Raw genomic sequence first — 21,658 nt, forward strand, 5'->3', positions numbered from 1 at the left:
TACTGAACGAATGTTTGGCTAAATCAATGCCATAAATTGATTGTGACATGGTGGCCTCCAGCATTTGTTAATCAGACTTACCAAGTGTGGCAGAGCCTGATGAGGGGGAGTCCATGTCATTCGTTATGTGCTTGGAGAAAATATGCAATATATCGAAGTCAAAAGTAGCGATATTCCACTAGATTTATTGCTTGAAGCTGATCCTTCTGAAGTTAACATCGCTTCATATTTATCTGAATCATGGTGCTTTGCTGCATCAGACCATGGGCAAATTTTAGCTGCTTGTATCGTTAAAGCGCAGACTAACTGCTTTGCTGAGATATTTAATGTATCAGTATCTCCAGAACTTCAAGGCCAAGGTATTGGCTCTAAGCTGCTAAAGTTCGTTCTATCTCAGTTACCAAGTAAGGGAATTAATCGTGTAGAGCTTGGTACGGGTACATTTGGTTATCAACTGACTTATTATCAGCGTTTAGGCTTTCGAGTAGACTCAATCATCAAAGACCATTTTTTGTTAAACTACCCTGAGCCAATCTATGAAAATGGTATTCAACACAAAGACATGCTGAGGCTGTACGTAGATGTTTAGTACGCACATAACAAACGCTTCAAGTCGATTCGTAACGCTCGGCACTTTTAGCATTAATTTCGACTTATGTGACTACGGTGACCAAGCTAAGTCCCGTGGTGCGTCACTCACAACTTAAGCGGGCGTTATGTACTGGTATTTGAACGTACACGTTAGTTAGCAATTTGAAGCGCAATCGGTCTTTGCTTGGTTAGCATTTTGGGGGTTCTTTGTTGGATCGCCTGTTGGCTATGAAGTCACGCAAACAAGCCTTCGGTTGCCAGCCCAAATTGAACGTCGAGCAGGCTGTTTGCAAGGGTGCTTGTCGAGGTTGGGCTAGTCGGCAAAGTACGTCGTCATTACATAACAATGTCTTCAAGGCGGACGAAAAACGCACCCGCAATTTTTGTTAAATCAACATTTGGCGTTAAGGTGGTATTTTTGCGTGAGGTTGGCGTTTTTCGCCCCTTAAAACGACGTTATGTGCTTAGGAGAATACAATGGATTCAAAGGAAGTCGTCCTAGCTTTTTGGGATGCGATGAAAACTAATGATTTTGCCAAAGCAAGTGAGTGGCTAAGTACAGATTTTGAGGGCTACTGGCCTCAATCAGGTGAGCTTACAATAGGTAGAGACAATTTTACGGCAATTAATTCTTATTACCCTGCTGATGGAGTTTGGATATTCGATATACATTCAGTTGTGAGTGAAGGCTCGATAGTCGTTACAGATGTTTCAATTACAGATGGTGTCCAAAAAGCCCGCGCAATTACATTTCACAACGTTGAAAATGGGCTAATTGTAAAGCAAAAAGAATTTTGGCCTGATCCGATGGAAGCGCAAGAGTGGCGCTCTAAATGGGTTAAGCTGGTGTAAGAATAAAAACGCACATAACAAGGCGCTCAAGTCTGATTCGTGAACGCGTGCCATTTTCGCTTCGCTCCAATTTTGGCACACTTTCACTCACAGCTTAGCTTGGCGTTATAAGCACCCAATAATTCAGAATAAGGAGTAATTTTGAGTAATTGCGAATGTGATGGAACAACAAAAATAAAAACGTTACACATATGTAGTAAATGCAATAAGCCAATAAAAGGTTGGCAACTAAAGAAAAAGCTTAAGTACGCTGGGATTATTGGTGTCATTGGATACGGTGTTGGTCAAGCTACTGAGGCTGTTATATTTGATAATAGGTACCCAATGGAAGTAGAGTTTTCACTTACTGATGCGTGTATTAATAGTTCGGGAAGGTCATTAAGTTCAAGCCAATATCAGAAAAAACAAACTCTGTGTTTGTGTGCAGTTGAAGGAGCGATCAACGATGTCAGCTATGCGGATTTTAAATCCTCGAAGCATCTTTTTGATCAAAGCTTACGACGTAATCTTAATGAGTGCTAGGCACAAGTACCTAGCACTCATTAACTTATTTGGTTCGTGGAGGATTGTTGCCACGACCACCGCCTGATGGATTACCAGTTTTGCTTGGACCATTTGGTGGAGTGTTATTAGCCATAGTCTTTTCCTTAAGTTTGTTAGTTTTGGTGTCTAAATCAGACATAGATAATTTAGAACAGTGCATTGGGACATTCGGGGACAAAATGGACGTCATTGAAATTCAAAGTGAAATTAAGTCACAACTTGACTTACTTGGTTGGTCTCAAAAGAAGCTAGCTCGTGAACTTTATATGGATGAATTTGAGTATGATGATGAGTTGGAGATAAGGCGCTATGAGGAAAGGGTTAAAAAGGCATTATCTCGTTCAACGACTAAATTTGAACTTCTTCGGGGGTATTTGAATTTCATTAGATCTCACCCAACATTCTGTAAGCAACGCTTGGTAGCAAATACCTTCCAACCAAGAGAGTGCCTTACATCTGAACAGTTGGATGTTATGAAAGAATTTTCAAGTTCGGTCGACAAAAAAATTACGTAATGTGCTTATAACAAATTGCTTAAGAGTGACGGCTAACCTTCGGCATTTTTGGTTCGGTTGGGCTTAGTGATTACGGTGGCTTTGCTCAAGTTTCGTGGCAGTTAGCCGCACCTTAGCAAAGCGTTATGCTCTAGGAGGGAATTGTGATCAATTTGCTGAAGAAAATAATCCTAATTAACCTTGCTGCGGCATTGGTAGTCGTAGTGCTATCACAATTTGTTTCTTTGTTTGCTACGACAGAACTCGTTGATTTCCTTTTCTTTGTTGTCATCGTTATTTGGGTTCTGGCGAAGCTCATGTGGGAAGGCGGAGTTCATAGTAAAACAACGCGTCTTGATGACCCTCGTACTGATAAAGTGTACAAAATGGTAAAAGGGCATGATTTTGAGAAAGACCAGCAAGACCACTACCGAATGAACTATCAAACAGGTTTAGTCTTTTTCATTGCGGGCATACCAGCTTTTATCACTTGTTTGGTTCTTCAATTTTTTTGATAATGAGCATAACAAACTGCTCAAACGGACAAATAAACGCGTGGCATTTTTGGTCTGGTTGGCTATTGTGTTTACGGTGCAAATTTTAAGTTAAGTGGCTGGTTTATTTGCCGCTTAGCAAAGCGTTAGTTGTTTAATCAGATTACGGAGAAATCATTGGATATCATTTTTACTCATTCGCCAAATTCTGAGGACATCGATTGCATCTATCAAGGGTTAGGCGATTTTAATCAAAGATTTCTACCAGAAATAACAGACGAGTCTTTTGCTATTTTTGTTCGGGATAAATCAGGAGAAATTCTCGGTGGTTTGACTGGTCTTATCTATATTACGTTAGTTCAAATTAGATTTTTGTGGCTATCAGAAAAGCTTAGAAATCAAGGGGTTGGAAGTGCGCTAATGGAGAGAATAGAACTAATATGTAAAGAGCGAGAAATAAGTAATATCGCAGTTGATACGTATACGTTTCAAGCTCCCAAATTTTATGAGTCTCATGGTTTTAAGGAAATTGGTCGTTATAAGGACTATTTGAGAAAAGGCGTGGATAAAATTTTTTATCAAAAGGTGCTTATAGACAACTAACAAAAGCTTCAAACCGACAAACAACGCGTGGCATTTTTTGTTTTCGGTGAATTTGGTGTTTAAGGTGCAATGCAGCGGCTTGATTTGTGCGTTGTCTGCGGTTTAAGCTGGCGTTAGCAGGCACCACTTGTTCTTGTTTTTAAAGTGCTTGGCTAGTTAGTTTTTTCATCGCAAAGGATTGGCGCTTTTCTCTTTTTCTTCCTTTGTTTTGGCAAGCTTTAGTTTTTATTGTTGATTGGTAAGCATTTTTTGTTATTGTTTATCAATCACGGTTTGGTGGCTAAGTGGTGCAGCAGTATTTTTTGCTTCTCACATCCATCAATTTTACTTAGGTGTTTTTGGCAAATTCAGTGTATTTAATTCACTTTGCTGCTAACAAGCATTTAAACAGGGACAAAAAACAGTTTGCTGTTTTCGTTCCTCAACATTTTAGCCAACAATTTTTTGCCCATTATTAGGGCTACATGGACTCCCCGTTGTCAAGCAATAGCGGTTTCGGACAACAAGAAGATCTGACAGCAGCTCTACATTCGGCGTTTATTAGCTTTGTTACGCTATCGCCCTGATGATTTGCGCTTGAGCAATGCCTCATTCGTTAAACAGAGTTGTTAACTCTTCCCGATTAAACAGGCTTTCTTGCTCTCGGTCTGACCGTGTTATCGTCAATTGCTATTACTGCGACTCGGTGGGGTTAACCGTTTAATTAACTTTATTTACTTAAACTTACTTCACATAATCTACCTGATATTCTTTTTCTGAGTGTAACAGTGCCCAAATTAATCGGGCATTTTTAGCGGCCAGAGCAACGGTCGCTCGTTTAAAACCTCGTCGTTCAACAAGCTCTTTTATCCACATACTGGTGCGGTCGGTTTTGTTTTTACAATGAGCAATGACGGCTCTTGCGCCATGAATGAGTGAGGTACGAATATGCTTTTCCCCTCGCTTGCTAATGCGACCTAATCGGGCAACGCCACCTGTGGTGTATTGTCTTGGTACTAAACCAATCCATGCGGCAAATGAACGACTCGTTTTAAAGTGTTTGGCATCATTTACGGTAGCCACTACGGCGGTTGCGGTGATTTCACCAATACCAGGAATACTCATTAAGCGTTTAGCGCTTTTCATTTGATTAGCCAAAGCGTATAGCTTTCTGTCGTATTTGAGTATTTCTTCATTTAAGTTGTGAATACTTTGCCAAGTATCGTGTAATAGTTCTCTTGCCAACATTGGTAAGCCGTTTCTGCATCTTCTAAAATTCCGCCAATAGTATTTTGAGCGGGGTAGCGGCCTTTAGGCATAATCAAACCAAACTCAGCGAGTAAGCCTCGAAGGCGGTTAATGCGTGCAGTTCTGTCTTTGATTAACCCTTGTCTAATGCGGTGAAGACAAAGCACAGCCTGTTGCTCCTCACTTTTAATACTGACGAAGCGTGTTTTAGGTCTGGTGGCTGCTTCGCAGATAGCTTCAGCATCGTTAGCGTCATTCTTCTCGTTTTGTCGATAAGGAATAACAAACTTCGATGCCATGATACGTACCTCATGACCGAGCTTAGTGAACTCTCTTGCCCAGTAGTGTGCACCAGAGCATGCTTCCATTCCCATAATGCACGGTGGCAACTTTGCTATTTCAGCTAAGAGTTTGTTTCGCTTAACTGTTTTACGTAATTTACACTTGTCATTAGCATCAACACCGTGGATACTAAAAACTAATCTGGCTAAATCGATGCCAACTGCTTTAATTGGATACATATGGACTCTCCTTTTATTGATAGTGTTAACACCTTTCAATATGGCACATAGATGCCGTTATGCAGGGGAGTCCATATCATTCGTTAGCCCTATCACAAGGATGGTCGCATGAAAAAAGGTTTTATCTTAGCAATCTCATTATTTTGTTCTCTGGCAACTGCGAATGAAAATAAAGTTATAAATTATTCAAGCGAATCACGAGCCGGTCAAGAACAATTTTTTTTGATTGGTACGCAGGAAGGTAGCTATACAATTAAGTCTTGGCAATTCGATATGGAAAAGGCTACCTGGAATGGTAAAGGAGAGCCTAAGTTAGCTATCGGTAAGGCTATCGATAAAGCATATAAGTATTTTAACAAAACAGAGTTAGAACTTGGTGTTAAAGAAGTCGAATTTAGACCTGCTTTTAGTCGTGAGGGAACAATCATTTGGTATTATCTTGTCACTCTTACTACTTTACCATATAAATTTAACGCTGATGAATTTGAAATTGTAGTTTTATTAAGTGGAGAATATCTTAAGGCTAATGGTAAATAGAGCTAACAAGAACTTCAAACGGAAAAAGTACAGTTGGCTGTTTTCACTCCGTTCAACATTTTAGCCAACTATATTTTTCCGCTTAAGTAGGCGCTGGCGGATCCCCACATAATTTAAGCACGATAACTGCTCCTCGCCATGAGAATAAGGGTATGCTGTGCCCAACATATTGCTGATTCGTTGACGTGATATTCAAGTCGTCGAAAAACTTCTTTTCCTAATCTAACGAACGATAGAACTCGGCGGTCTTTTATTGAATTAGCCTGAAAATGATGGTGCCAGCCGTTGTGCTCAGCAATTATCCCAAACCACCAATAGACGATAAAGGCGAGCAAGCCGATGAGAAGTAGGATGTCGAATCGTTTAGGGTCATGAGTCCGGCTTTGACGTAAGCCAAAACCATATTGTGGACTCTTTAAGTCTCGGAACGTTTCTTCGATTTGCATTCGCTTGGTGTATAGCCTGACGATACACCGGGCTGAAAAGATATTTGTTGGGACATTGGTAGCCAGTAACCAAGGCTCAATTGCTGATTTTCGATGGACAGCTTGGGCAGAGAAGTGCTCTCGACCTTTTGGGCGATCTTTACGTTTTGTTGGTGTTTGTTTTTTATAGAGATGAAGATGGCAAAGTAATGGTTTTCGTTTGGCGAGTTGTGAGAGCCCTAGGTGTTTAGCTTTGCTATTTGCTTTATCAAACAACGCCTTAATGTGCATCCATTGCTTGTTGTGAAAAACATTCACATCGCCACGAACTCTGCCTAAGTAGCACCACCCTAAGCTTTCAACTTGTCGAAACCAGGTGTTACGAAAGCCTGCATCGGTGACGATAATAGGGATGATATGCGACGGTAAAACGGCTTTGAAATTGTCGATAAATTGCTGGTGACTGCGCGGAGAGTTATAATTTTTGAAGGTGAAAGTTTGCTCGAACAGTGTCACGGATCGACCGTCAACGGCAACGGATGCTCTGAGTACCATGAGCCGTTTATATTCACGAATATCAGCCCAATCGACTAAGACAATGGGCTGTGGATTAACCGAACAAAACTGATGGCAGTGCCAACGATAAATATCGAGTCTGTCATGATGCAGGTGATTGTTACCTAATAAACGATCAACACGTTTAATACAGTGCTTCGTTTTTGCCTTTGATGGAAGCGAACGGCCGAGCAAGGTTAGTGTAAGTGCATCATTGCTAAGCAATGCTTGTACCGAGTCCATGAGTGATTTGAGTCTCTTTTTATGCATGTTAGGGCATTGATTTTCCAGCGACTCGTGTAGTATTTGAATATCACGCATTTTGCTTTCAATCTTTTAAGTTTGTAGTGAATTCATTAGATCAGAAGGTAAGGTGTGTGTCTACTTATTGAACTACAAAGGTATTTTGTGGGGATTCATAAGTTGCAGGCGTTAGCTCAAGGGGTTAAATTTCATGTATGTCAATTTCATTTTTATTTGAAGTGCCATGAAAATTAGAAAAGTCAAATGTTTATATTTATACATTAGGTATATTCTTACTGCTTATTCAACTCGGAGGCTAAGATGAGTAAGCAATTAGAGCTTAAAGTTAAAATACTAAAGTATATCGAAATGTCTTATAAGCAAGATAGGCGTTTGACTACAAAAATAATAAGTGGTGGTAAAAACTTTAAATTATCTGTGGATAATAATGGAAAAATTCAACTTTCAGGACAAGTTGGTGTTTTAAAGTTTGACGGCCTAAAAAAGATAGAAAGTATGGGAATACAATTAAAAACTGTATCAGTAACTTTTAAAACAACAGATGATGGTGCATTGTCATATAGCGGAAATGTATCATTTTACGGCGCAGTTACTTTTGGTGTAACTGGTGAAGTAAATTTAATAGAATTGATTAAACAATGTGAGTGGGGATTGTGTAAATATAGATTCGATCCTGAGAAAATTGATAAAGCTCTCATGGAAAGTGGTGCATATTGATCTATTGTGAGGTTACATTATGAAGTTTATAATTATATTGCTCTTCTCGATTGTATATCCACAAGTGGCTATCGCGAATGAGTTACATGACTCTTATATGAAGTACCGAGATGGTTATTATAAAAATGACTTATCTGATATGTTAGCAATGATATCAAAAGAGAACCTCGAAGATATAGATATTAAAGGTGTAACGACGAGTCCAATAAAGTTTGATTTACAATTTCCATTTATCTCATCAATAACAACCTCACTAGTTAAAGAGCTATCCTATTTTGAAACAATTGATGAGACATTAGGGTGCTTGACTGTGAATGGGCTAAGTGCTGATTACGCTCCGATAACAATTTCGCTTAAGTACATTTTAGAAGGTGGGTATTGGAAGATGGGCTATGTAAAAATTGAATATTTGTCGGGGTATTCAGATTTTGCTAAAGAAGCAGTGTGTCCACGTGCATAGTATATGAATTCGGTCGAGCTAACAAATAAGGATACGTGTCGCGCAGCCGACACTTCTATCCGGTTGTTGGACAAGCCCGTATAACCTTATTAAGTAAATTGCTCGGAGGGAGTTTGATGGGCCTTGCGCCCGTGACTTTGCTCAAGACGAGCGCAGCCCAGAAGTGATAACAATGCTGTTAACTTCAGTAGCTTACTGCCTAAGTTCGGTGTTACGTTGGCGTTCTCCTCGTAGGTGTTGAGTGCCATTATCCTTATTCAGTCTGCCTTGCGGCTATCTCGGTCGGGTGGCGCCGACACAGCGCATAGCATGCTGGCAACATGGGCAGTCCCGTTTTGCTTTCTGGGGCTTGGTTTGTTCAGGTAACTGCCATGTCGGCAAGCTGAGCAACATCAACTGGATGGTCAGCCTCAGCGTCTTCGTACTGCCATGTAGCAAGCCATAATCCCGTACCCTCTGTAATCCTTTTGGCAGCACATGCTGTAAGATAAGCCACAAGAACTGCACAACCGGCAAGGTACGCGTTGCCGGTCGCTGGGTCTGGCTATCGGTATAGCGGAATGTCACCTGATGGTCATTGAACTTGATAATATCTTTGTCGGGTAAAACGCCCCGGTATAGGTAGCGTGATAGGTATTGCAGCGCCGGCAAGCCCCGGCCAACGTTGCGACAGTCGACTACCCACTCGGTGGGGAGCGGCCCCGGAGGAAGCCTAAGTGTAGGGTGATGGGCAAGGGTGTCGAGCAGTCGTGCCCGCCAGACTTTTGCCAAGGCTTTATGATGATAGAGGAAGCCCTTCTTACCCTTGTGCCACTGCCTGCGTTGTGGGTGGCATAACAGTGGCGTAATGAGTGCGGGCTGATCCGTTTATTGATCCCACAGTCCCGGCAGACTTGTTTCATCGCCTTTTGTACACCCCCGCGATCCATCGGTTCGGTGGTGCCAACACCCGGGAAGATCCACTGAGGGTGGTGGTGTGAACGCCAGTGTTGGCGCATTACTGCCAAGGTTCGTTCTGGAAGCGGCACCCGCCTGTCTTTGCCGCCTTTTCCTTCCCGGATATGAACCTGCATGGTGCGGGCATCGATATCGGCTGTCGTCAGGTTCAGTCCCTCGTCGAGCCGGAGCCCGAGGCTGTAGAGGGTAAAGAAAAAGGCTTGGTAACGTGACTGGCGAGTCATGGTGATGAGCAGTCCTACTTCATCAGGCGTCAAAAGATCAGGCAGTCGTTTGACCTGCGGCGGTTTGACGATATTGAGCCAGATCCATTGTTTACTGAGGGTATAGCGGTAGAAGAATTGCAAGCCGTTGCGGTCGAGTTTGACGGCACTCCATGAGTGGGTGCGGATGAGTTGGCGGAAGTAGGTACGTAACTGTTCGGTTGTCAGGTGATCTGGCGGGCAGTCAAAGAAGGCAGAAATACGACGTACCGCACGGCTGTAGGCATCGATGGTCGCCGGGCGCTTGCCTTGTAGGATAAGATTATCAAGGTGTTGCTGGTATAGCGCCTCGAAATGGCGCTGTTGTTGGGTGTTCATGGTTCGCCTCCAAGTCTTACCGGGAAGGAAGGGTCTTAGAGGTCAGTGTATGGAATCAAAGGACTCTGCCGCGCAGCGGCTTGGTTCAACAAGGCGCTTAACAGTGACCCAAAACGCGTGGCATTTTTGCTTTGCAAAAGTGTATGCCACGGTTTCGGGCACGTTAGCTTGGCGTTAGAATTTAAGGAGAGTTCTGTGAAATGTTTAGTCGTATTAGCACATCCACTTGAAAATAGCCTTTGCCGTTATTTATCTGATGAAACGGTCGATCATTTAAGTTCAAAAGGGTATGAAGTAACTGTAAAAGATCTTTATCAAGATGAATTTGATCCAGTTTTAAGTGAGTCGGAAAGACAGAGTTATTATGAAAACCGATTCGATGTAAGGCGATTGAACAGCGAAATTTCTCAACTAAGAGAAACTGAATCCCTTGTTCTAATATTTCCGACGTGGTGGTTTGGATTTCCTGCCATTTTGAAAGGTTGGTTTGACCGAGTATGGGCCCCTGGCCATGCATATAATCATGCATCAGATCTTGGTGCGATAACACCGTGTTTAGACAATTTAAAAGAAGTTAAAGTGATAACAACTTTAGGATCGCCATGGTGGGTTGATGTTTTTGTTCTATGGAAACCAGTAAATAGAATCCTCAAAATTGCTTTATTAGGAGCTTGTACAAAAGGGTGCAAGTTAAAAATGCTTTCATTTTACAAAAGTGAAGACGCATCAAAATCTAGAGTTGATGGTTTTGTAAGAAAAATCAGGGCTCAGTTTTAGCCATTGTAAAAAAATTCTAATAAGAACATCACGCGTTACACTCGGCGGTTTTGGTACGGAGTTCGGTGCGCTTTTCTGGCTCAGTGGGGCGCACCTTATGGCTTGGCGTTAGCTTAAAGGAGTGCGCAAATATGGATATCATTGCAATCATCGTTTTCGTTTTGTGCGCAACATTTATTTTTCCTGTCTTGTTTGGTTTGTTCGAATTGAAAACCGCCAAGCTCAAAGCAATTATTGAGGTTGAGGACAGTAAAATAACGGTCCGTAAGTCTGCAGTGGAACGGCTCCTTAGTTTAAAAGGCAATACGGTATGTACTGCCAGTATTGTCCGTATTCAGTTTGCGACAAACCCGATTAGAGGAACATGTGTAACTCTTTTTAATAAATCTGATGGCGCTTTGGATTTTTGGGTTCCAGGGCACTTAGAAAATGCTGTAAAAAGTAAGCTCAAAATCGCTTGCTCACATGCGAAATTCGTAGAAGTTTAAGCTAACAAGTTGTTCAACAGGGACAAAAAACGTATGCCATTTTTCGCTTTGCTACAAAGTATGGCACACTAGTCTTTTTTCCCGTTAACAACGGCTACATGGACTCCCTCGGTTGTCAACAACAGCGTCAGGTAATGGAAGGTTGGGACTGCCGCTCTACATTCGGTCTGTTTACTGGCTTTGTTGCCATGACCCTGATGACACTACGCGGTTGCGGTTCCTCATTCGTTAGAAGGCATCTAAAGTGCCCGCCGCATTATCAGGTTTTGCCGCAAAAGGTCTGAACCCTACATCATCATTGGCTATTGCAATGACCCGGTGAAGCTATTTATTCCTTTAGAAATTGGTTTGGTTTTTACATTGGTTGGTATTCGGTGTCGTTACTCAATAACGACCAGATAATTCTCGCGTTCTTGGCTGCAAGGGCAACAATGGCTCGCTTGAAGCCTCGTCGTTCGACCAGACTTTTGCACCATAGGCTAAGCCGATCGGTTTTATTGCCAATGGCCGAGATAACAGCCCTGGCACCGTGAACCAATAATGTCCTGAGGTATACATATGAGTAATCTTGATAATTTCGGTAAATTACTGACGTTGAGTTTACGAGATAGTGCTCTTAATCGTTGTTTAGATATTGAATCTGGGAAAATGCGCTCTCCTGAGTGTAAAGAGTTAACAAGCGAGTTGTCAGAGTTCTCTGAAAGCCAAATAAAAGTTGTGAAGCGGCTATTAACTCAATGTGTAGATACAGGCATTCATGACTTTTTATTTGCGTTAGAAGAAGCGCAAGATGAATTAACCGTGTTAGTTAATGGTGATGATATTGTGAATGAATCAGATGGCATACAAGGAGAAATTTTCACCGAGGATGGTTGGTTTGAAAAATTCAGTGAGCACAAGGAAAACGGCATATAACAAATAAGGATACGTGTCGCGCAGTCTACACTTCTATCCGGTTGTTGGACAAGCCCGTATAACCTTATTAAGTAAATTGCTCGGAGGGAGTTTGATGGGCGTTGCGCCCGTGACTTTGCTCAAGACGAGCGCAGCCTAGAAGTGATAACAATGCTATTCACTTCAGTGGCTTACTGCCTGAGTTCGGTATTACGTTGGCGTTCTCCTCGTAGGTGTTGAGTGCCATTATCCTTATTCAGTCTGCCTTGCGGCTATCTCGGTCGGGTGGCGCCGACACAGCGCATAGCATGCTGGCAACATGGGCAGTCCCGTTTTGCTTTCTGGGGCTTGGTTTGTTCAGGTAACTGCCATGTCGGCAAGCTGAGCAACATCAGCTGGATGGTCAGCCGCAGTGCTTTCGCACTGCCATGTAGCAAGCCATAATCCCGCACCCGCTGTAATCCTTTTGGCTGCACATGCTGCAAGATAAGCCACAAGAACTGCACAACCGGCAAGGTACGCGTTGCCGGTCGCTGTGTAAACATTGTCAGTGACTTTCAAGGTCAAGGTTTAGGGCTCAAATTTCTACAAGCATATCGGTTTCAAAGAAGTTACAGAAAGTCTGTATCCCGAGTTTCTACAGCAACGTTGTGAAAAGTATCGTGAATGGGTTATTCGATAACTACAATGCGTCGTGAAAAATTTGCATACAAGTGTTTAAGACAGATTTGAATACGACACATCTATGGTATTAATTGGCTTTTGTATTTACAGCGGCCTATTTGTGTTTTGTATCGGGAAATTTATGGCTGCATTAAATAGCTATGGCACTCTAAGGGGAGTAGTAAAGCAATGAGTATTTTGATTAGAGGGCTCTTTTCTAATGATTTATTAGTGGAGTTGAGTGAAAAGAAAATAGTCATTCGAACGATAGGAAATGGACCTAAACTCGAGTATGAGCCATATTTAGCCTTTGAAACCGTGGGCAAAAAAAGCTTGATTAAAAGTGTTGGGTCGGAGGCTAAGTTACAGTCAGGAAAAAGTATTCAGGTGATTAACCCATTTTCGCACCCACGTTCTTTTGTTGCTGATTTTTATGTCGCTGAAAAATTGATACAGCATGGCCTACGTGAAATGCATAAAGAAAAATTTTTCAAACCGGCACCTCGAATCATTATGCACCAATTGGAGAAAACGGAAGGTGGCTTAACAAATATAGAGGAAAGAGTTTTAAGAGAGCTTGCTGCTGGTAGCGGTGCTCGAGAAGTTGTCATTTACGTTGGGGAAAAGTTAGACTCAGATAGAATTAGTTTTGATGACGTGAAGAGAAAAATGGCCATTTAACAATGGATACATGGACATAATCAATTTGTTCTTACTAATTATGGGGCGTATGGCTAGCGTTGTTTTTTCTGTGGTAAATATGCGATTTGAGGAATTGATGTTATGGATTATGAAAAAAAGGTCGAATTTGCTCATAAGGAGCTGAATGATAAGGGGGTAGGGAAATCAAACTATAACCCACCAATAGCGAGACTACTGCGTAAGCTAGGATTGTGTTTCCCACCGCCTTATTACCGGAGTTTTTTTACTAACTTTGCACTTAATATGATTTTCTTTGCGCCTGTCTGGGGAGTCATTCAATGGTATCTCACTTGGAGTGAGTTGGATAAACCAATCCTAGAAGCCGTTTTTGCTTCATTGCTTACTGGGGCTTTGTTTGGGTTGGCAATGGCGTTCTTCTACGCCATTCGACGAAAGCAATTGAAGTTGACGGCTTGGAGATCTTTGGGTGAATAACTCCAAAACCGACAAAGCGTTCGAGACGTATTGCTGAGAGCACAGGTTTTACCGTTCAATGTGTAGAACAGTATTATGAAATTAAACAGGAAAACTTCGATGGTGTTGAAGTGTCGTATCCACTGTTTCTTTTCGTTGTGAGAAAATAAAATTAATCAACCATATAATCAATATGGATACGTGTTGCGCAGCGACTTTCTTCAAGACGAACGTAGCCTAAAAGTGATAATTGATATTTTCACTTCAATGGGTTAGCGCCTGAATGTGGGATTGAGTAGAGTCTCTCCTAGTCGTCGGTAAATGCCTTACTGGCATGGTAAGTCCTAAAGATAATTGTATGTTTCAATTTGACCTTGAGAGGAAGCGAGTGAAAGAATACCTTGATGCGACTGTAAATGAAGCTGTTGCAACATTTCTTTTGCCTCTATCGGGCGTTTGTATCGGAGGGTGGTTTTGGTCAAACGGCCAGATACTTTATACATTATGCGTCGCATTAATGAGTGTTGCATTCTTCTGGAAGTCTCGACGTAATTTACAGCTATTAGATACAGGATATCCAGCTAGCGAAAAAAACTTTACTAACTGTCAACGTGTCGCTGTATTGCATTGCTGGAAAACCGTGAGTTCGCTGAACATGGTTAGACTTGAATTTGAAACCAGTGCTTCATCAGGTAGCTGGGGAGAGCTTATAACGATTATCTTTACACCTGAAGGAATCAAGATAAATAGCCGGCCATCCCCATATAAGCGGTATTCAATAGCTAGTTTTGGGCGCAATCGGAAAAATGTCCAAATGGTCTTAGACATACTGGACTATTGAAGTCGTGCACCATAAAAATCTGTTATGTTTTTTAAGAAAACAACAAGTGGCTTATTACAGGGTTTGCTACTTCTGGTAAAGCTTGGTGAGTTCGGTATGTTGGAATTTATTATTGAGCGTTAGGCTACCGGAGAAAAAATGGACATTTTCCTTAGAAAAGCGACTGAAGCGGACATTCCCTTCTTGCTGTCTTTGCGAAATAAAACGATGAGAAAGTACTTAGAAGAAGCCGGTATGCCAACATCTATAGACGAGTATGAAAAGCGAATTCGCTACGAATTTAGGCATGCACAAGTTGTTGAGCTAGATGGTCAAGCCATTGGTTTGTTTAAAGCGACCTACAATGAACAACTCAATTATTGGTATTTAGTGCAAATTCAAATTGAACCTGAATATCAAGGGAGACAAATTGGCAGCAAGCTCATTCGCAACCTCATCGAGCAAGTTCGGATCACGAAGGCGACAGTTGGATTGAGTGTGATTGAAACAAATCCAGCTAAGCAGTTGTATTTGAGATTTGGTTTTAATGTTATGAGTAAATCAGGTGCAGAGTACTTGATGGAGCTACAACCAAAATACTAAGAATGCGTGTCGTGAAGGTGATATGGTGGTCTCCAGTGTTTGGTAATCAGACTTACTAAGGGGATACCATGCCATTCATTATACAGATTGATCTGTAATGTCTATGAACAGAAGGAACGTTGAATGAGTGTTGTTTTCTTCGTAATCGTTAGTAATGCACTTCTACTTGGAATTTTGTATCTATTCGAACAAATTACGGGTGTTCTTAGCGCAAATTATTTAAGTGATTATTTCTTCTATTCTTTGATGATTCAATGGTTATTAGGAACATTCTTCATGGTCTCTGTACCAAGCTATAATAGTCACTTAAAACACAGCCCAAACCAAGCCACACGCATGTCAGCTTCTTTGTTGAATAACAGTAATAAAGATTCTCAAAATTATCAAAATAAAGCTAATGATATGAGATTTAGCCATAAGTGCTTCATATCCGGTGCATTTAGTTTGCTAATGTGTATAGTGCTGTAAAGTTTGTATAACATATATGAGCCTTTCGAGGTTAATGGCATAAACGAATGTGGTACGGTAGCCTTCAAAAATGTGGTAACCAGAGTCATTAAGAATACTGGTAGGGAAAAGTCCATCTCATTCGTTATGATTTATTTTTGAAATTTTAAGTGTATTAAGGATCACTTTCGAGGAGAAATTTAAATGAGTAAGTATGATGATGCAATAAACTTGATGGAAGAGCGCTGTGGTAAAGATAAGGAAATAGTTTTGGCGCTCGCGACGATATCACACACAGGTCACGCTAGCGGTTCCCCAGTCCCTGCTGTACGTATGGTTTGTGCTTATTACGACAAGGGTGCATTTTATGTTTCTACGGATGCGACGACAAATAAAGTGACTCAAATTGAAAAAAATAATGAAGTTTCTGTTGGCAGCTTAGATTGGTATTCTCTTCAAGGTTACGCAGAAAATCTCGGTTGGGTCAAAGATGAAAACAACTCGCAAATCAGGTCAAAGTTTAGCAAGGTTTTCGACTGGTTTGCTGAAGTTGGTGATGAGAATAACCGTAATTCAATTGTTTTGCGCATTACTCCGACAAAGGGCACGATTATTGACAATGACAGAAAGTATGGTGAATCGAAGTATGAGGTTGATTTTATAAACAGGGTGGCACGGTAAATATTTTGAGCCACTGACAATTCAGCGTTATATCACACGGCGTTCGTGTCCATGTTAGTTTTTAGGCATTAGGGGATAGTTGGTGGCTTTAACACAAATTCAAGTAATTCAGTCGCTTGGTGAGTCAATGTCTTGGTTAGAGCGTGAGCTTAACTGGGGAGTACCCATTACTGAGCTTAGACATATCTGCTTGATTTCATCAATAGATCCAATCGTTGCTGTGCTTTTTTGGGGTTCTCTAGATCTACAATTTCGATCATTTCGCACTCATCACGTACCATCTCACTGATTAGGCTGGGGTAGTGGCGGCAATCTTCAGGTCTGTCGAGATAGATCTTACAGGTGTACTTATCGTTGTCATTGGCATTATCTTTAGGTGCAATCTCGAGAAATGGACATCGGCTTAACCTTTTTCCTGTGGTTGGTTCAAACCATATTTCTCCGTTTTTCACAAACTCAAAAATCTCAGGGTTAAATAGCTCCCAGAGTTCAATCTCTTCTTGAGTCGCAGCGATGTCACCACCTCCGTACTTGATGCAGCATTTACCGCATTGGTTACATTCTTTCATGGTTAAACAATCATCCTTTAAAGTCTTGTCGAGATTGTAGCATCGATAGCATTGCTGGGCTGCTGTTCGTTGATCGTGACACTGTTTGGGTGATGATGCCCAATTTAGCCGGTATGGGTACATACTGTTGAATATCAATACTCACTTTAACTCACCTAATTGCCAGTGGAGTGTCATTCTTGTGGCTCATAAGGCGACTATTTTCTAGTAATTTAAGATCGGCATACTAGATTTGAGGTATCATGTGCAATTGATGAAATTGTAGTTACTCATGAATATACCGATTGAAAGCCCTACCAACTCACAAGTATCGTGCTCAAACTGCAAAGCGTGTTGTTGCCGTCTTGAAGTTATGATCATTTCAGATACTGGTGTTCCAGAACAATTTATTTTACGTGACCAGTACGGCGGCGAGACCATGAAGAGACTTGATGATGGTTGGTGTGCCGCTTTAGATAGAGAAACGTTCATGTGCACCATTTACGAAAACAGACCTTGGATATGTCGTTACTTCGAAATGGGGTCTTATGAGTGCATCGATGAGCGCGTAGATTTCTTTAACTCTTAAAGCCGTCCAAATAAAAATTCTTCATGGCTATCAAGCCATAGAGGGAATTTAGTCATAGCCGTTGAATACAGTGGGTTTTGATAATGTGCTGTCAGCCAGCGCTGAAGGTTTGGATAGGGTGTGTTTAAGCCTGATTTCAGATAAGAACAGCGATCAACCCGGGAGAATTGGCTTATGAAGGGCAGTATTGCGTAGTCAGCCAAACTGGGTTTGTTACCCATAAAGTAATCGTGTTTGGTTAGGCGTTGCTCGAGGTCACTAATAAACCGTACGCACTGCTCACGATAATCGACGACATCATTGTGGTGGTACCGTGATGCAATCTTGTACTTATCCAAAGAAACGACAAACTCAGCATCATTACGGTTGATCAACGCCATCATGATTTGATGGGCATTGGGGCGGTCACTTAGCAGCAAGTTGCTTGGATCGCTTTGTTTTAGTGCCCAAATCATAATATCGAGGCTTTCATCGATAACCGATGAATCATCACATACCAATACCGGCACCGTTCCTTTTGGGGACGCTTTTAGCATGTCATCGGGAAGATTGACTGTTACAACGTCACGCAGCATAACGGGCTGCTGGGCCAGCAGTAATACAAGTCTGGCCCTTACGCAATAAGGGCACCGACGGAGAGAGTACAATGTGGGTAATGACATGTGCTTTCCCTCGCAATATCTAACACTCTAATAGTTATGACTATAGTCCTGTTATTTGGGCATTAGCATTACGAGGCGAACTTTTCTTCTGCTTGAGGCGGAAGAATGCTTCACTATTCTTATCTTCTTTACGACAAATGCTCAGTAAGTCATCAATAAAATGATGAAGGGCGCGATGCTCGATCTGCTTAACTTGATCTCGCTGTTGCTCCTTAAGCATGTGATACATGGTCGCGGCACCGAAGTCGCCAAAAATAATATTGGCTTGTTCATCAAACAGGGTGTTGTGGGCATACAAATCACCGTGACAGACTTGGTTTGCATGCAAGTGCTCGAATACGTCTTCCATCTGGGCAACGATTTTATTAATTTGCGTAATGGGCAGCGTAAAGTCTGGCCAAAAGGTATCGCGGGTACAGCTGTTGAAGCAAGGCGGCAGGCCAAGGTTACGGTAGTGAGAGGGGATAAGGTTCATGATCAGTGCCAAATACCCATTCTCATTTACCTGTGCCAAGGATTGTACAAGGTTGGGATGGTTGCCGACTTTTAAACACGCTTGCAATTCGTCCTTAGGGTAGCCATCGCTGGTGATTTCCCCTTTGAATACCTTGACCGCAATCTCTACTGGCAAGTCGGGATGAGGTTGATTCCAGGTCGCTTTAGATATGACCCCAGAGGCACCTTGTCCCAGTACTTGCAGCAAGGAATAGCTGGAAGATGGTACTTCTGGCACGGATTCAATTGTCACCTGCGATTGGCAAAACGGGTTGCCGGCAAAGGCAAACCAGGCAAGCTTGGGTAAGTTGAGCAATTGGTCTGGGCACTCAGTCAGTTCATTCGCGGAAATACGTAAGAGTTCTAGGTTGCACAATTGCGCCATGCTTTGCGGCAGGTGGGTTAGGCAATTGCCTGCTAAAGCTAACTTTTGCAGCCGTGGACGTTCGCCTAATGATTCCGGTAGGGTTTCAATCCGGTTATTCGTCAAGATCAGCCAGCGTAGTTTAGGTGGTAATGAGTTCGCTGGAACCTGTTTAATCTTGTTTGATTTGAACCCTATCATCTCTAGTTCAAGACATTGACCCAGCACTTCAGGCAGAGACTCAAAGTGGTTATTCGAGGCAAACAAGATCTTGAGTTTATGCAGTTGGCTTAGCTCGTCTGGTAGTGCGTTGAGTTGATTATTGGATAAATCAAGAATTTCTAAGCTATCTGCGAGTGAGAGGATCTCTAATGGGAATTCGGTTAAGTCTTCCGACAACTTCAAGTGCTGAATGCCTGATAGTTCGCCTGATTTTAGCTGAGAAAGTGAATGCAAAATGATAAATCCGTACTTTGAGAGATACAAAAAGGCGAGTAGTCTACTAGAAAAGTGAAGCTGATTGGTAGCTGTCACCGAGCTTAATTCATGGAGGAAGCGACGTTGTCATTGCAGAGAGAAGTTCGTCTGTGCCCATGTTGTCGGGTAGAAACATATCATGTTGTCGTTTTGGTTAGAAAGCCAAGCGTATATAGAAATCAAAATCACTCTAATATGAAAGAATTCATATCGGGATTCATTAAAGGCTGGGCGCTTGGGGCATTTGTGGCTTCAATGGATGAGTTTTCCCATCATTTTGTTTGTGAAAACTGTGGCGAGAAAACGATCGAGGATTCGTGATTTGGGGTTATTTATTTACCCTGTCACTTTTAATACAGCTAAACTTGAGAACTTAACGATAGGGAAAAGGAGCATCCTAATGACAATAGAGCTATGGATTTACTATGTTCTTGCCGTACTGGTGCTTACGGCTTCCCCGGGACCGAGCTCATTGCTGTGCATGACCAAAGGCGTTACCGGCGGGTGGAAAGTGGGGGCCTATACCGCTCTGGGTAGCTTGGCCGCAATCACCTCAATCTTGACCTTATCGTTTACTGGGCTTGGGGTGATTATCATTTCCTCCGAAGTGATCTTTAATGCCATTAAGTGGATAGGTGCGGGGTATTTAGTCTATTTGGGGCTTAAGGCATTAACATCGAAAGAGAAGAGCTACGTAAAACCCGCGCTTAACAAGTCGGCTAACTCAGACTTTACCAGTTATTTTGTGAGTGGGCTTATCGTTGGGGCCAGTAACCCGAAGGCTATTTTGTTTTTTACCGCTCTTTTCCCACAGTTCATCAACCCATCAGAAGCGTTGTTTATCCAGTATGTTGTGTTTGCTCTTACCTTTGTTGTGTTGGAACTATCGTGGCTGCTGCTCTATGCCTATTTAGGTTCGAGGTCGTCCAGTTGGGTGTTCGCATCGGGCAGGGCGACGCTGTTTAATCGATTAACTGGCGGCGTATTTATTGGTGCTGGGGCGTTGCTGTCAACGACAAGCCGAGTCTAGATCATCTCTTCGACCGTCAACGTGACATACCCTCGGTTATTGCCATATAACCTCCACGCATCATTTACATTGGTCGTAGCAAGCTCTCTACCATTACAACACACAATTAAGTAAGCCGTCGTACTCTCCTTGTTTGGCGTAGTGAGTCTACAAGAAGCGTAGCGGGTAGGTTGTGAATCAGTATGGTATCGATTCAGAATATGGGGAAAGAAAGAGAAGGTGATAGGTAAGATTGGTGCGGAGGGAGGGACTTGAACCCTCACGTCCTTGCGGACACTAGCACCTGAAGCTAGCGCGTCTACCAATTCCGCCACCACCGCATGTCATCTTACTTATCAGTGCTTATTCTTTGCGCCAGAGCGCTTGGAGCGAACAACGGGAATCGAACCCGTGTCATTAGCTTGGGAAGCTAAGGTAATACCATTATACGATGCTCGCGTATAAGTCACTGATTACAAAGAAACAATAAGCCTGTGATGACTTTCTCGCAATCGTGAAAGATAAATTTTGTTACCCCTATCACGCTTTAACGACTATTTTATGGGGAGTTGATTGTAATTTAGGCAGATTATTTATCTTGGGGCTTAAATTCGTGCCTATCCTTAATGTTTCATGTTGGCCTGAGGAGTAGGGTATGGTACGCCGTCTTTTCACATCATCAGCGTTAGTTTTGCTGTTCATATTCAGTGGTATGTTGTTGGTGGGCTGTAATGACTCTTCAGAATCGAGGGTAGGTGCAGATGAAGATGAACATGGATGTAAAACCTCTGCAGGATATAGCTGGTGCGAAAAAACCAAGCAGTGTGAGCGTCCTTGGGAGTTAGCCGAGCGTGAAGGCTTTGATATTATGGAACAAGGCTTTGCTCTTTATTGCGTACAGGAAGAAAAAAACTAAGGAAAACCGTATCCAAATCGTATACCAGATTCTGTTGCGATCAGCGCCCTGCCAATGCAGGGCGTTTTTATATCTGAAATCGATTATGTCAATCGGGAGTTTTTGGTCTACCTATTTATAGTGTGCAGAATAATGAATATGGCCCTCTTAGGTATGGCTATTTTGTAATCTCATTGTGGTCTTTGCACCAGGATAATTTGATATTGCTCAGTATTTGTGAAAAGAATAATTACATTTGGTAACACTTTGTGATTTTATTGACCGAATTATTAATTGTTCTCGACTTTG

General features: G+C 42.1%; 28 protein-coding genes, 2 tRNA genes and 3 pseudogenes. 22 read left to right on the forward strand and 11 right to left on the reverse strand.

The genetic code is table 11. The annotated features are described in order from the left end of the window. Window positions 1-142: 142 nt before the first annotated feature. The 6 genes from C9I99_RS05495 to C9I99_RS05520 all read left to right on the forward strand — a co-directional run bounded on the left by C9I99_RS05495 (window position 143) and on the right by C9I99_RS05520 (window position 3,577). A complete protein-coding gene (locus tag C9I99_RS05495; RefSeq protein WP_107347880.1) occupies window positions 143-589 on the forward strand; it encodes a GNAT family N-acetyltransferase in 447 nt (148 codons plus the stop codon). Between the two features lie 479 nt (window positions 590-1,068). Then, window positions 1,069-1,443 carry a nuclear transport factor 2 family protein gene (locus C9I99_RS05500; RefSeq protein WP_107347881.1) on the forward strand — a complete coding sequence of 125 codons (375 nt, stop codon included), beginning with the start codon at window positions 1,069-1,071 and terminating at the stop codon, window positions 1,441-1,443. A 141-nt stretch (window positions 1,444-1,584) separates the two neighbouring features. After that, window positions 1,585-1,965 (forward strand): hypothetical protein, encoded by a 381-nt coding sequence (locus C9I99_RS05505; protein ID WP_107347882.1) that lies wholly within the window; start codon window positions 1,585-1,587, stop codon window positions 1,963-1,965. 47 nt (window positions 1,966-2,012) lie between these two features. Beyond that, window positions 2,013-2,501, forward strand: a complete 489-nt coding sequence (locus C9I99_RS05510; RefSeq protein WP_166645529.1) for a hypothetical protein — start codon at window positions 2,013-2,015, stop codon at window positions 2,499-2,501. A gap of 143 nt (window positions 2,502-2,644) precedes the next feature. Further along, the gene (locus C9I99_RS05515; RefSeq protein ID WP_107347884.1) at window positions 2,645-2,995 is read left to right on the forward strand and encodes a hypothetical protein; all 351 of its coding nucleotides are present in this window, start codon (window positions 2,645-2,647) and stop codon (window positions 2,993-2,995) included. 156 nt (window positions 2,996-3,151) lie between these two features. After that, window positions 3,152-3,577, forward strand: coding sequence for a GNAT family N-acetyltransferase (locus C9I99_RS05520; RefSeq protein WP_107347885.1), 426 nt, complete (start codon window positions 3,152-3,154; stop codon window positions 3,575-3,577). Between the two features lie 723 nt (window positions 3,578-4,300). On the opposite strand, the pseudogene C9I99_RS05530 reads toward C9I99_RS05520, so the two are convergent. Continuing rightward, window positions 4,301-5,325, reverse strand: a pseudogene (locus tag C9I99_RS05530) (IS110 family RNA-guided transposase). A 108-nt stretch (window positions 5,326-5,433) separates the two neighbouring features. Here C9I99_RS05530 and C9I99_RS05535 point away from each other — a divergent pair. Continuing rightward, window positions 5,434-5,862, forward strand: coding sequence for a hypothetical protein (locus C9I99_RS05535; protein WP_107347886.1), 429 nt, complete (start codon window positions 5,434-5,436; stop codon window positions 5,860-5,862). Window positions 5,863-5,975: 113 nt separating this feature from the next. On the opposite strand, the gene C9I99_RS05540 is transcribed toward C9I99_RS05535, so the two are convergent. Then, window positions 5,976-7,163, reverse strand: coding sequence for an IS4 family transposase (locus C9I99_RS05540; RefSeq protein ID WP_107347887.1), 1,188 nt, complete (start codon window positions 7,161-7,163; stop codon window positions 5,976-5,978). 243 nt (window positions 7,164-7,406) lie between these two features. Here C9I99_RS05540 and C9I99_RS05545 point away from each other — a divergent pair, with 243 nt between their 5' ends. Continuing rightward, on the forward strand, window positions 7,407-7,823 hold the full coding sequence (locus tag C9I99_RS05545; RefSeq protein WP_107347888.1) for a hypothetical protein: 417 nt from the start codon (window positions 7,407-7,409) through the stop codon (window positions 7,821-7,823). Window positions 7,824-7,842: 19 nt separating this feature from the next. Next, window positions 7,843-8,283 carry a hypothetical protein gene (locus tag C9I99_RS05550; RefSeq protein ID WP_107347889.1) on the forward strand — a complete coding sequence of 147 codons (441 nt, stop codon included), beginning with the start codon at window positions 7,843-7,845 and terminating at the stop codon, window positions 8,281-8,283. A gap of 273 nt (window positions 8,284-8,556) precedes the next feature. Here C9I99_RS05550 and C9I99_RS05555 read toward each other — a convergent pair whose 3' ends face one another. Both C9I99_RS05555 and C9I99_RS05560 read right to left on the reverse strand, forming a co-directional pair. Next, window positions 8,557-9,054 (reverse strand): IS91 family transposase, encoded by a 498-nt coding sequence (locus C9I99_RS05555; RefSeq protein ID WP_107347890.1) that lies wholly within the window; start codon window positions 9,052-9,054, stop codon window positions 8,557-8,559. Further along, on the reverse strand, window positions 8,961-9,821 hold the full coding sequence (locus C9I99_RS05560) for a site-specific integrase (protein WP_107347891.1): 861 nt from the start codon (window positions 9,819-9,821) through the stop codon (window positions 8,961-8,963). The genes C9I99_RS05555 and C9I99_RS05560 overlap by 94 nt, the downstream gene beginning before the upstream one ends. Before the next feature lie 45 nt (window positions 9,822-9,866). Here C9I99_RS05560 and C9I99_RS05565 point away from each other — a divergent pair, with 45 nt between their 5' ends. Together C9I99_RS05565 and C9I99_RS05570 are read left to right on the forward strand one after the other, a co-directional pair. Then, the gene (locus C9I99_RS05565) at window positions 9,867-10,598 is read left to right on the forward strand and encodes an NAD(P)H-dependent oxidoreductase (RefSeq protein ID WP_243734690.1); all 732 of its coding nucleotides are present in this window, start codon (window positions 9,867-9,869) and stop codon (window positions 10,596-10,598) included. A 131-nt stretch (window positions 10,599-10,729) separates the two neighbouring features. After that, a complete protein-coding gene (locus tag C9I99_RS05570; protein WP_107347892.1) occupies window positions 10,730-11,086 on the forward strand; it encodes a hypothetical protein in 357 nt (118 codons plus the stop codon). A gap of 355 nt (window positions 11,087-11,441) precedes the next feature. Here the strand turns inward: C9I99_RS05570 and C9I99_RS05575 are convergent. Then, window positions 11,442-11,639 (reverse strand): annotated as a pseudogene (locus tag C9I99_RS05575) (IS110 family transposase); the annotation flags it as partial. A 5-nt stretch (window positions 11,640-11,644) separates the two neighbouring features. Here C9I99_RS05575 and C9I99_RS05580 point away from each other — a divergent pair. Further along, window positions 11,645-12,001: a hypothetical protein gene (locus C9I99_RS05580; protein WP_107347893.1), complete on the forward strand. Its 357-nt coding sequence runs from the start codon at window positions 11,645-11,647 to the stop codon at window positions 11,999-12,001. A 251-nt stretch (window positions 12,002-12,252) separates the two neighbouring features. On the opposite strand, the pseudogene C9I99_RS27405 reads toward C9I99_RS05580, so the two are convergent. Next, window positions 12,253-12,519 (reverse strand): annotated as a pseudogene (locus C9I99_RS27405) (transposase); the annotation flags it as partial. 313 nt (window positions 12,520-12,832) lie between these two features. On the opposite strand from C9I99_RS27405, the gene C9I99_RS05590 reads away from it, so the two are divergent. The 6 genes from C9I99_RS05590 to C9I99_RS05615 all read left to right on the forward strand — a co-directional run bounded on the left by C9I99_RS05590 (window position 12,833) and on the right by C9I99_RS05615 (window position 16,310). Next, window positions 12,833-13,324 (forward strand): rod shape-determining protein, encoded by a 492-nt coding sequence (locus tag C9I99_RS05590; RefSeq protein ID WP_107347894.1) that lies wholly within the window; start codon window positions 12,833-12,835, stop codon window positions 13,322-13,324. Window positions 13,325-13,426: 102 nt separating this feature from the next. Beyond that, window positions 13,427-13,780, forward strand: coding sequence for a DUF6404 family protein (locus tag C9I99_RS05595; protein WP_107347895.1), 354 nt, complete (start codon window positions 13,427-13,429; stop codon window positions 13,778-13,780). A gap of 337 nt (window positions 13,781-14,117) precedes the next feature. Further along, window positions 14,118-14,600, forward strand: a complete 483-nt coding sequence (locus C9I99_RS05600) for a hypothetical protein (protein ID WP_107347896.1) — start codon at window positions 14,118-14,120, stop codon at window positions 14,598-14,600. Window positions 14,601-14,738: 138 nt separating this feature from the next. Continuing rightward, entirely contained in the window at window positions 14,739-15,182 is a 444-nt protein-coding gene (locus tag C9I99_RS05605; RefSeq protein ID WP_107347897.1) for a GNAT family N-acetyltransferase, read from the forward strand. A gap of 123 nt (window positions 15,183-15,305) precedes the next feature. Further along, on the forward strand, window positions 15,306-15,650 hold the full coding sequence (locus tag C9I99_RS05610; RefSeq protein ID WP_107347898.1) for a hypothetical protein: 345 nt from the start codon (window positions 15,306-15,308) through the stop codon (window positions 15,648-15,650). Window positions 15,651-15,833: 183 nt separating this feature from the next. Beyond that, window positions 15,834-16,310: a pyridoxamine 5'-phosphate oxidase family protein gene (locus tag C9I99_RS05615; protein WP_107347899.1), complete on the forward strand. Its 477-nt coding sequence runs from the start codon at window positions 15,834-15,836 to the stop codon at window positions 16,308-16,310. Between the two features lie 176 nt (window positions 16,311-16,486). On the opposite strand, the gene C9I99_RS05620 is transcribed toward C9I99_RS05615, so the two are convergent. Further along, complete coding sequence (locus C9I99_RS05620) at window positions 16,487-16,879, reverse strand: YkgJ family cysteine cluster protein (RefSeq protein WP_107347900.1); 393 nt, start codon at window positions 16,877-16,879, stop codon at window positions 16,487-16,489. A gap of 271 nt (window positions 16,880-17,150) precedes the next feature. Here C9I99_RS05620 and C9I99_RS05625 point away from each other — a divergent pair, with 271 nt between their 5' ends. Next, window positions 17,151-17,447: a YkgJ family cysteine cluster protein gene (locus C9I99_RS05625; RefSeq protein WP_107347901.1), complete on the forward strand. Its 297-nt coding sequence runs from the start codon at window positions 17,151-17,153 to the stop codon at window positions 17,445-17,447. On the opposite strand, the gene C9I99_RS05630 is transcribed toward C9I99_RS05625, so the two are convergent. Together C9I99_RS05630 and C9I99_RS05635 are read right to left on the reverse strand one after the other, a co-directional pair. Next, the gene (locus C9I99_RS05630) at window positions 17,444-18,109 is read right to left on the reverse strand and encodes a glutathione S-transferase (protein ID WP_107347902.1); all 666 of its coding nucleotides are present in this window, start codon (window positions 18,107-18,109) and stop codon (window positions 17,444-17,446) included. The two genes, C9I99_RS05625 and C9I99_RS05630, sit on opposite strands and share 4 nt — an antisense overlap. 40 nt (window positions 18,110-18,149) lie before the next feature. Next, window positions 18,150-19,424 carry a protein kinase domain-containing protein gene (locus tag C9I99_RS05635; protein ID WP_107347903.1) on the reverse strand — a complete coding sequence of 425 codons (1,275 nt, stop codon included), beginning with the start codon at window positions 19,422-19,424 and terminating at the stop codon, window positions 18,150-18,152. Between the two features lie 105 nt (window positions 19,425-19,529). Between C9I99_RS05635 and C9I99_RS27410 the strand changes: the two genes are divergently transcribed. Continuing rightward, the gene (locus tag C9I99_RS27410; protein WP_107348506.1) at window positions 19,530-19,766 is read left to right on the forward strand and encodes a hypothetical protein; all 237 of its coding nucleotides are present in this window, start codon (window positions 19,530-19,532) and stop codon (window positions 19,764-19,766) included. A 79-nt stretch (window positions 19,767-19,845) separates the two neighbouring features. Then, a complete protein-coding gene (locus C9I99_RS05645) occupies window positions 19,846-20,475 on the forward strand; it encodes a LysE family translocator (RefSeq protein WP_107347904.1) in 630 nt (209 codons plus the stop codon). A 233-nt stretch (window positions 20,476-20,708) separates the two neighbouring features. On the opposite strand, the gene C9I99_RS05650 is transcribed toward C9I99_RS05645, so the two are convergent. Together C9I99_RS05650 and C9I99_RS05655 are read right to left on the reverse strand one after the other, a co-directional pair. Then, window positions 20,709-20,795: transfer RNA gene (locus tag C9I99_RS05650), tRNA-Leu, on the reverse strand. Between the two features lie 44 nt (window positions 20,796-20,839). Beyond that, a tRNA-Gly gene (locus tag C9I99_RS05655) sits at window positions 20,840-20,913 on the reverse strand. Window positions 20,914-21,109: 196 nt separating this feature from the next. Here C9I99_RS05655 and C9I99_RS27320 point away from each other — a divergent pair. After that, on the forward strand, window positions 21,110-21,370 hold the full coding sequence (locus C9I99_RS27320) for a serine protease (RefSeq protein ID WP_208113458.1): 261 nt from the start codon (window positions 21,110-21,112) through the stop codon (window positions 21,368-21,370). Window positions 21,371-21,658: the final 288 nt, after the last annotated feature.

The organism is Photobacterium lutimaris (assembly GCF_003025555.1).
In the GTDB taxonomy this organism is placed as follows: Bacteria; Pseudomonadota; Gammaproteobacteria; order Enterobacterales; family Vibrionaceae; genus Photobacterium; species Photobacterium lutimaris.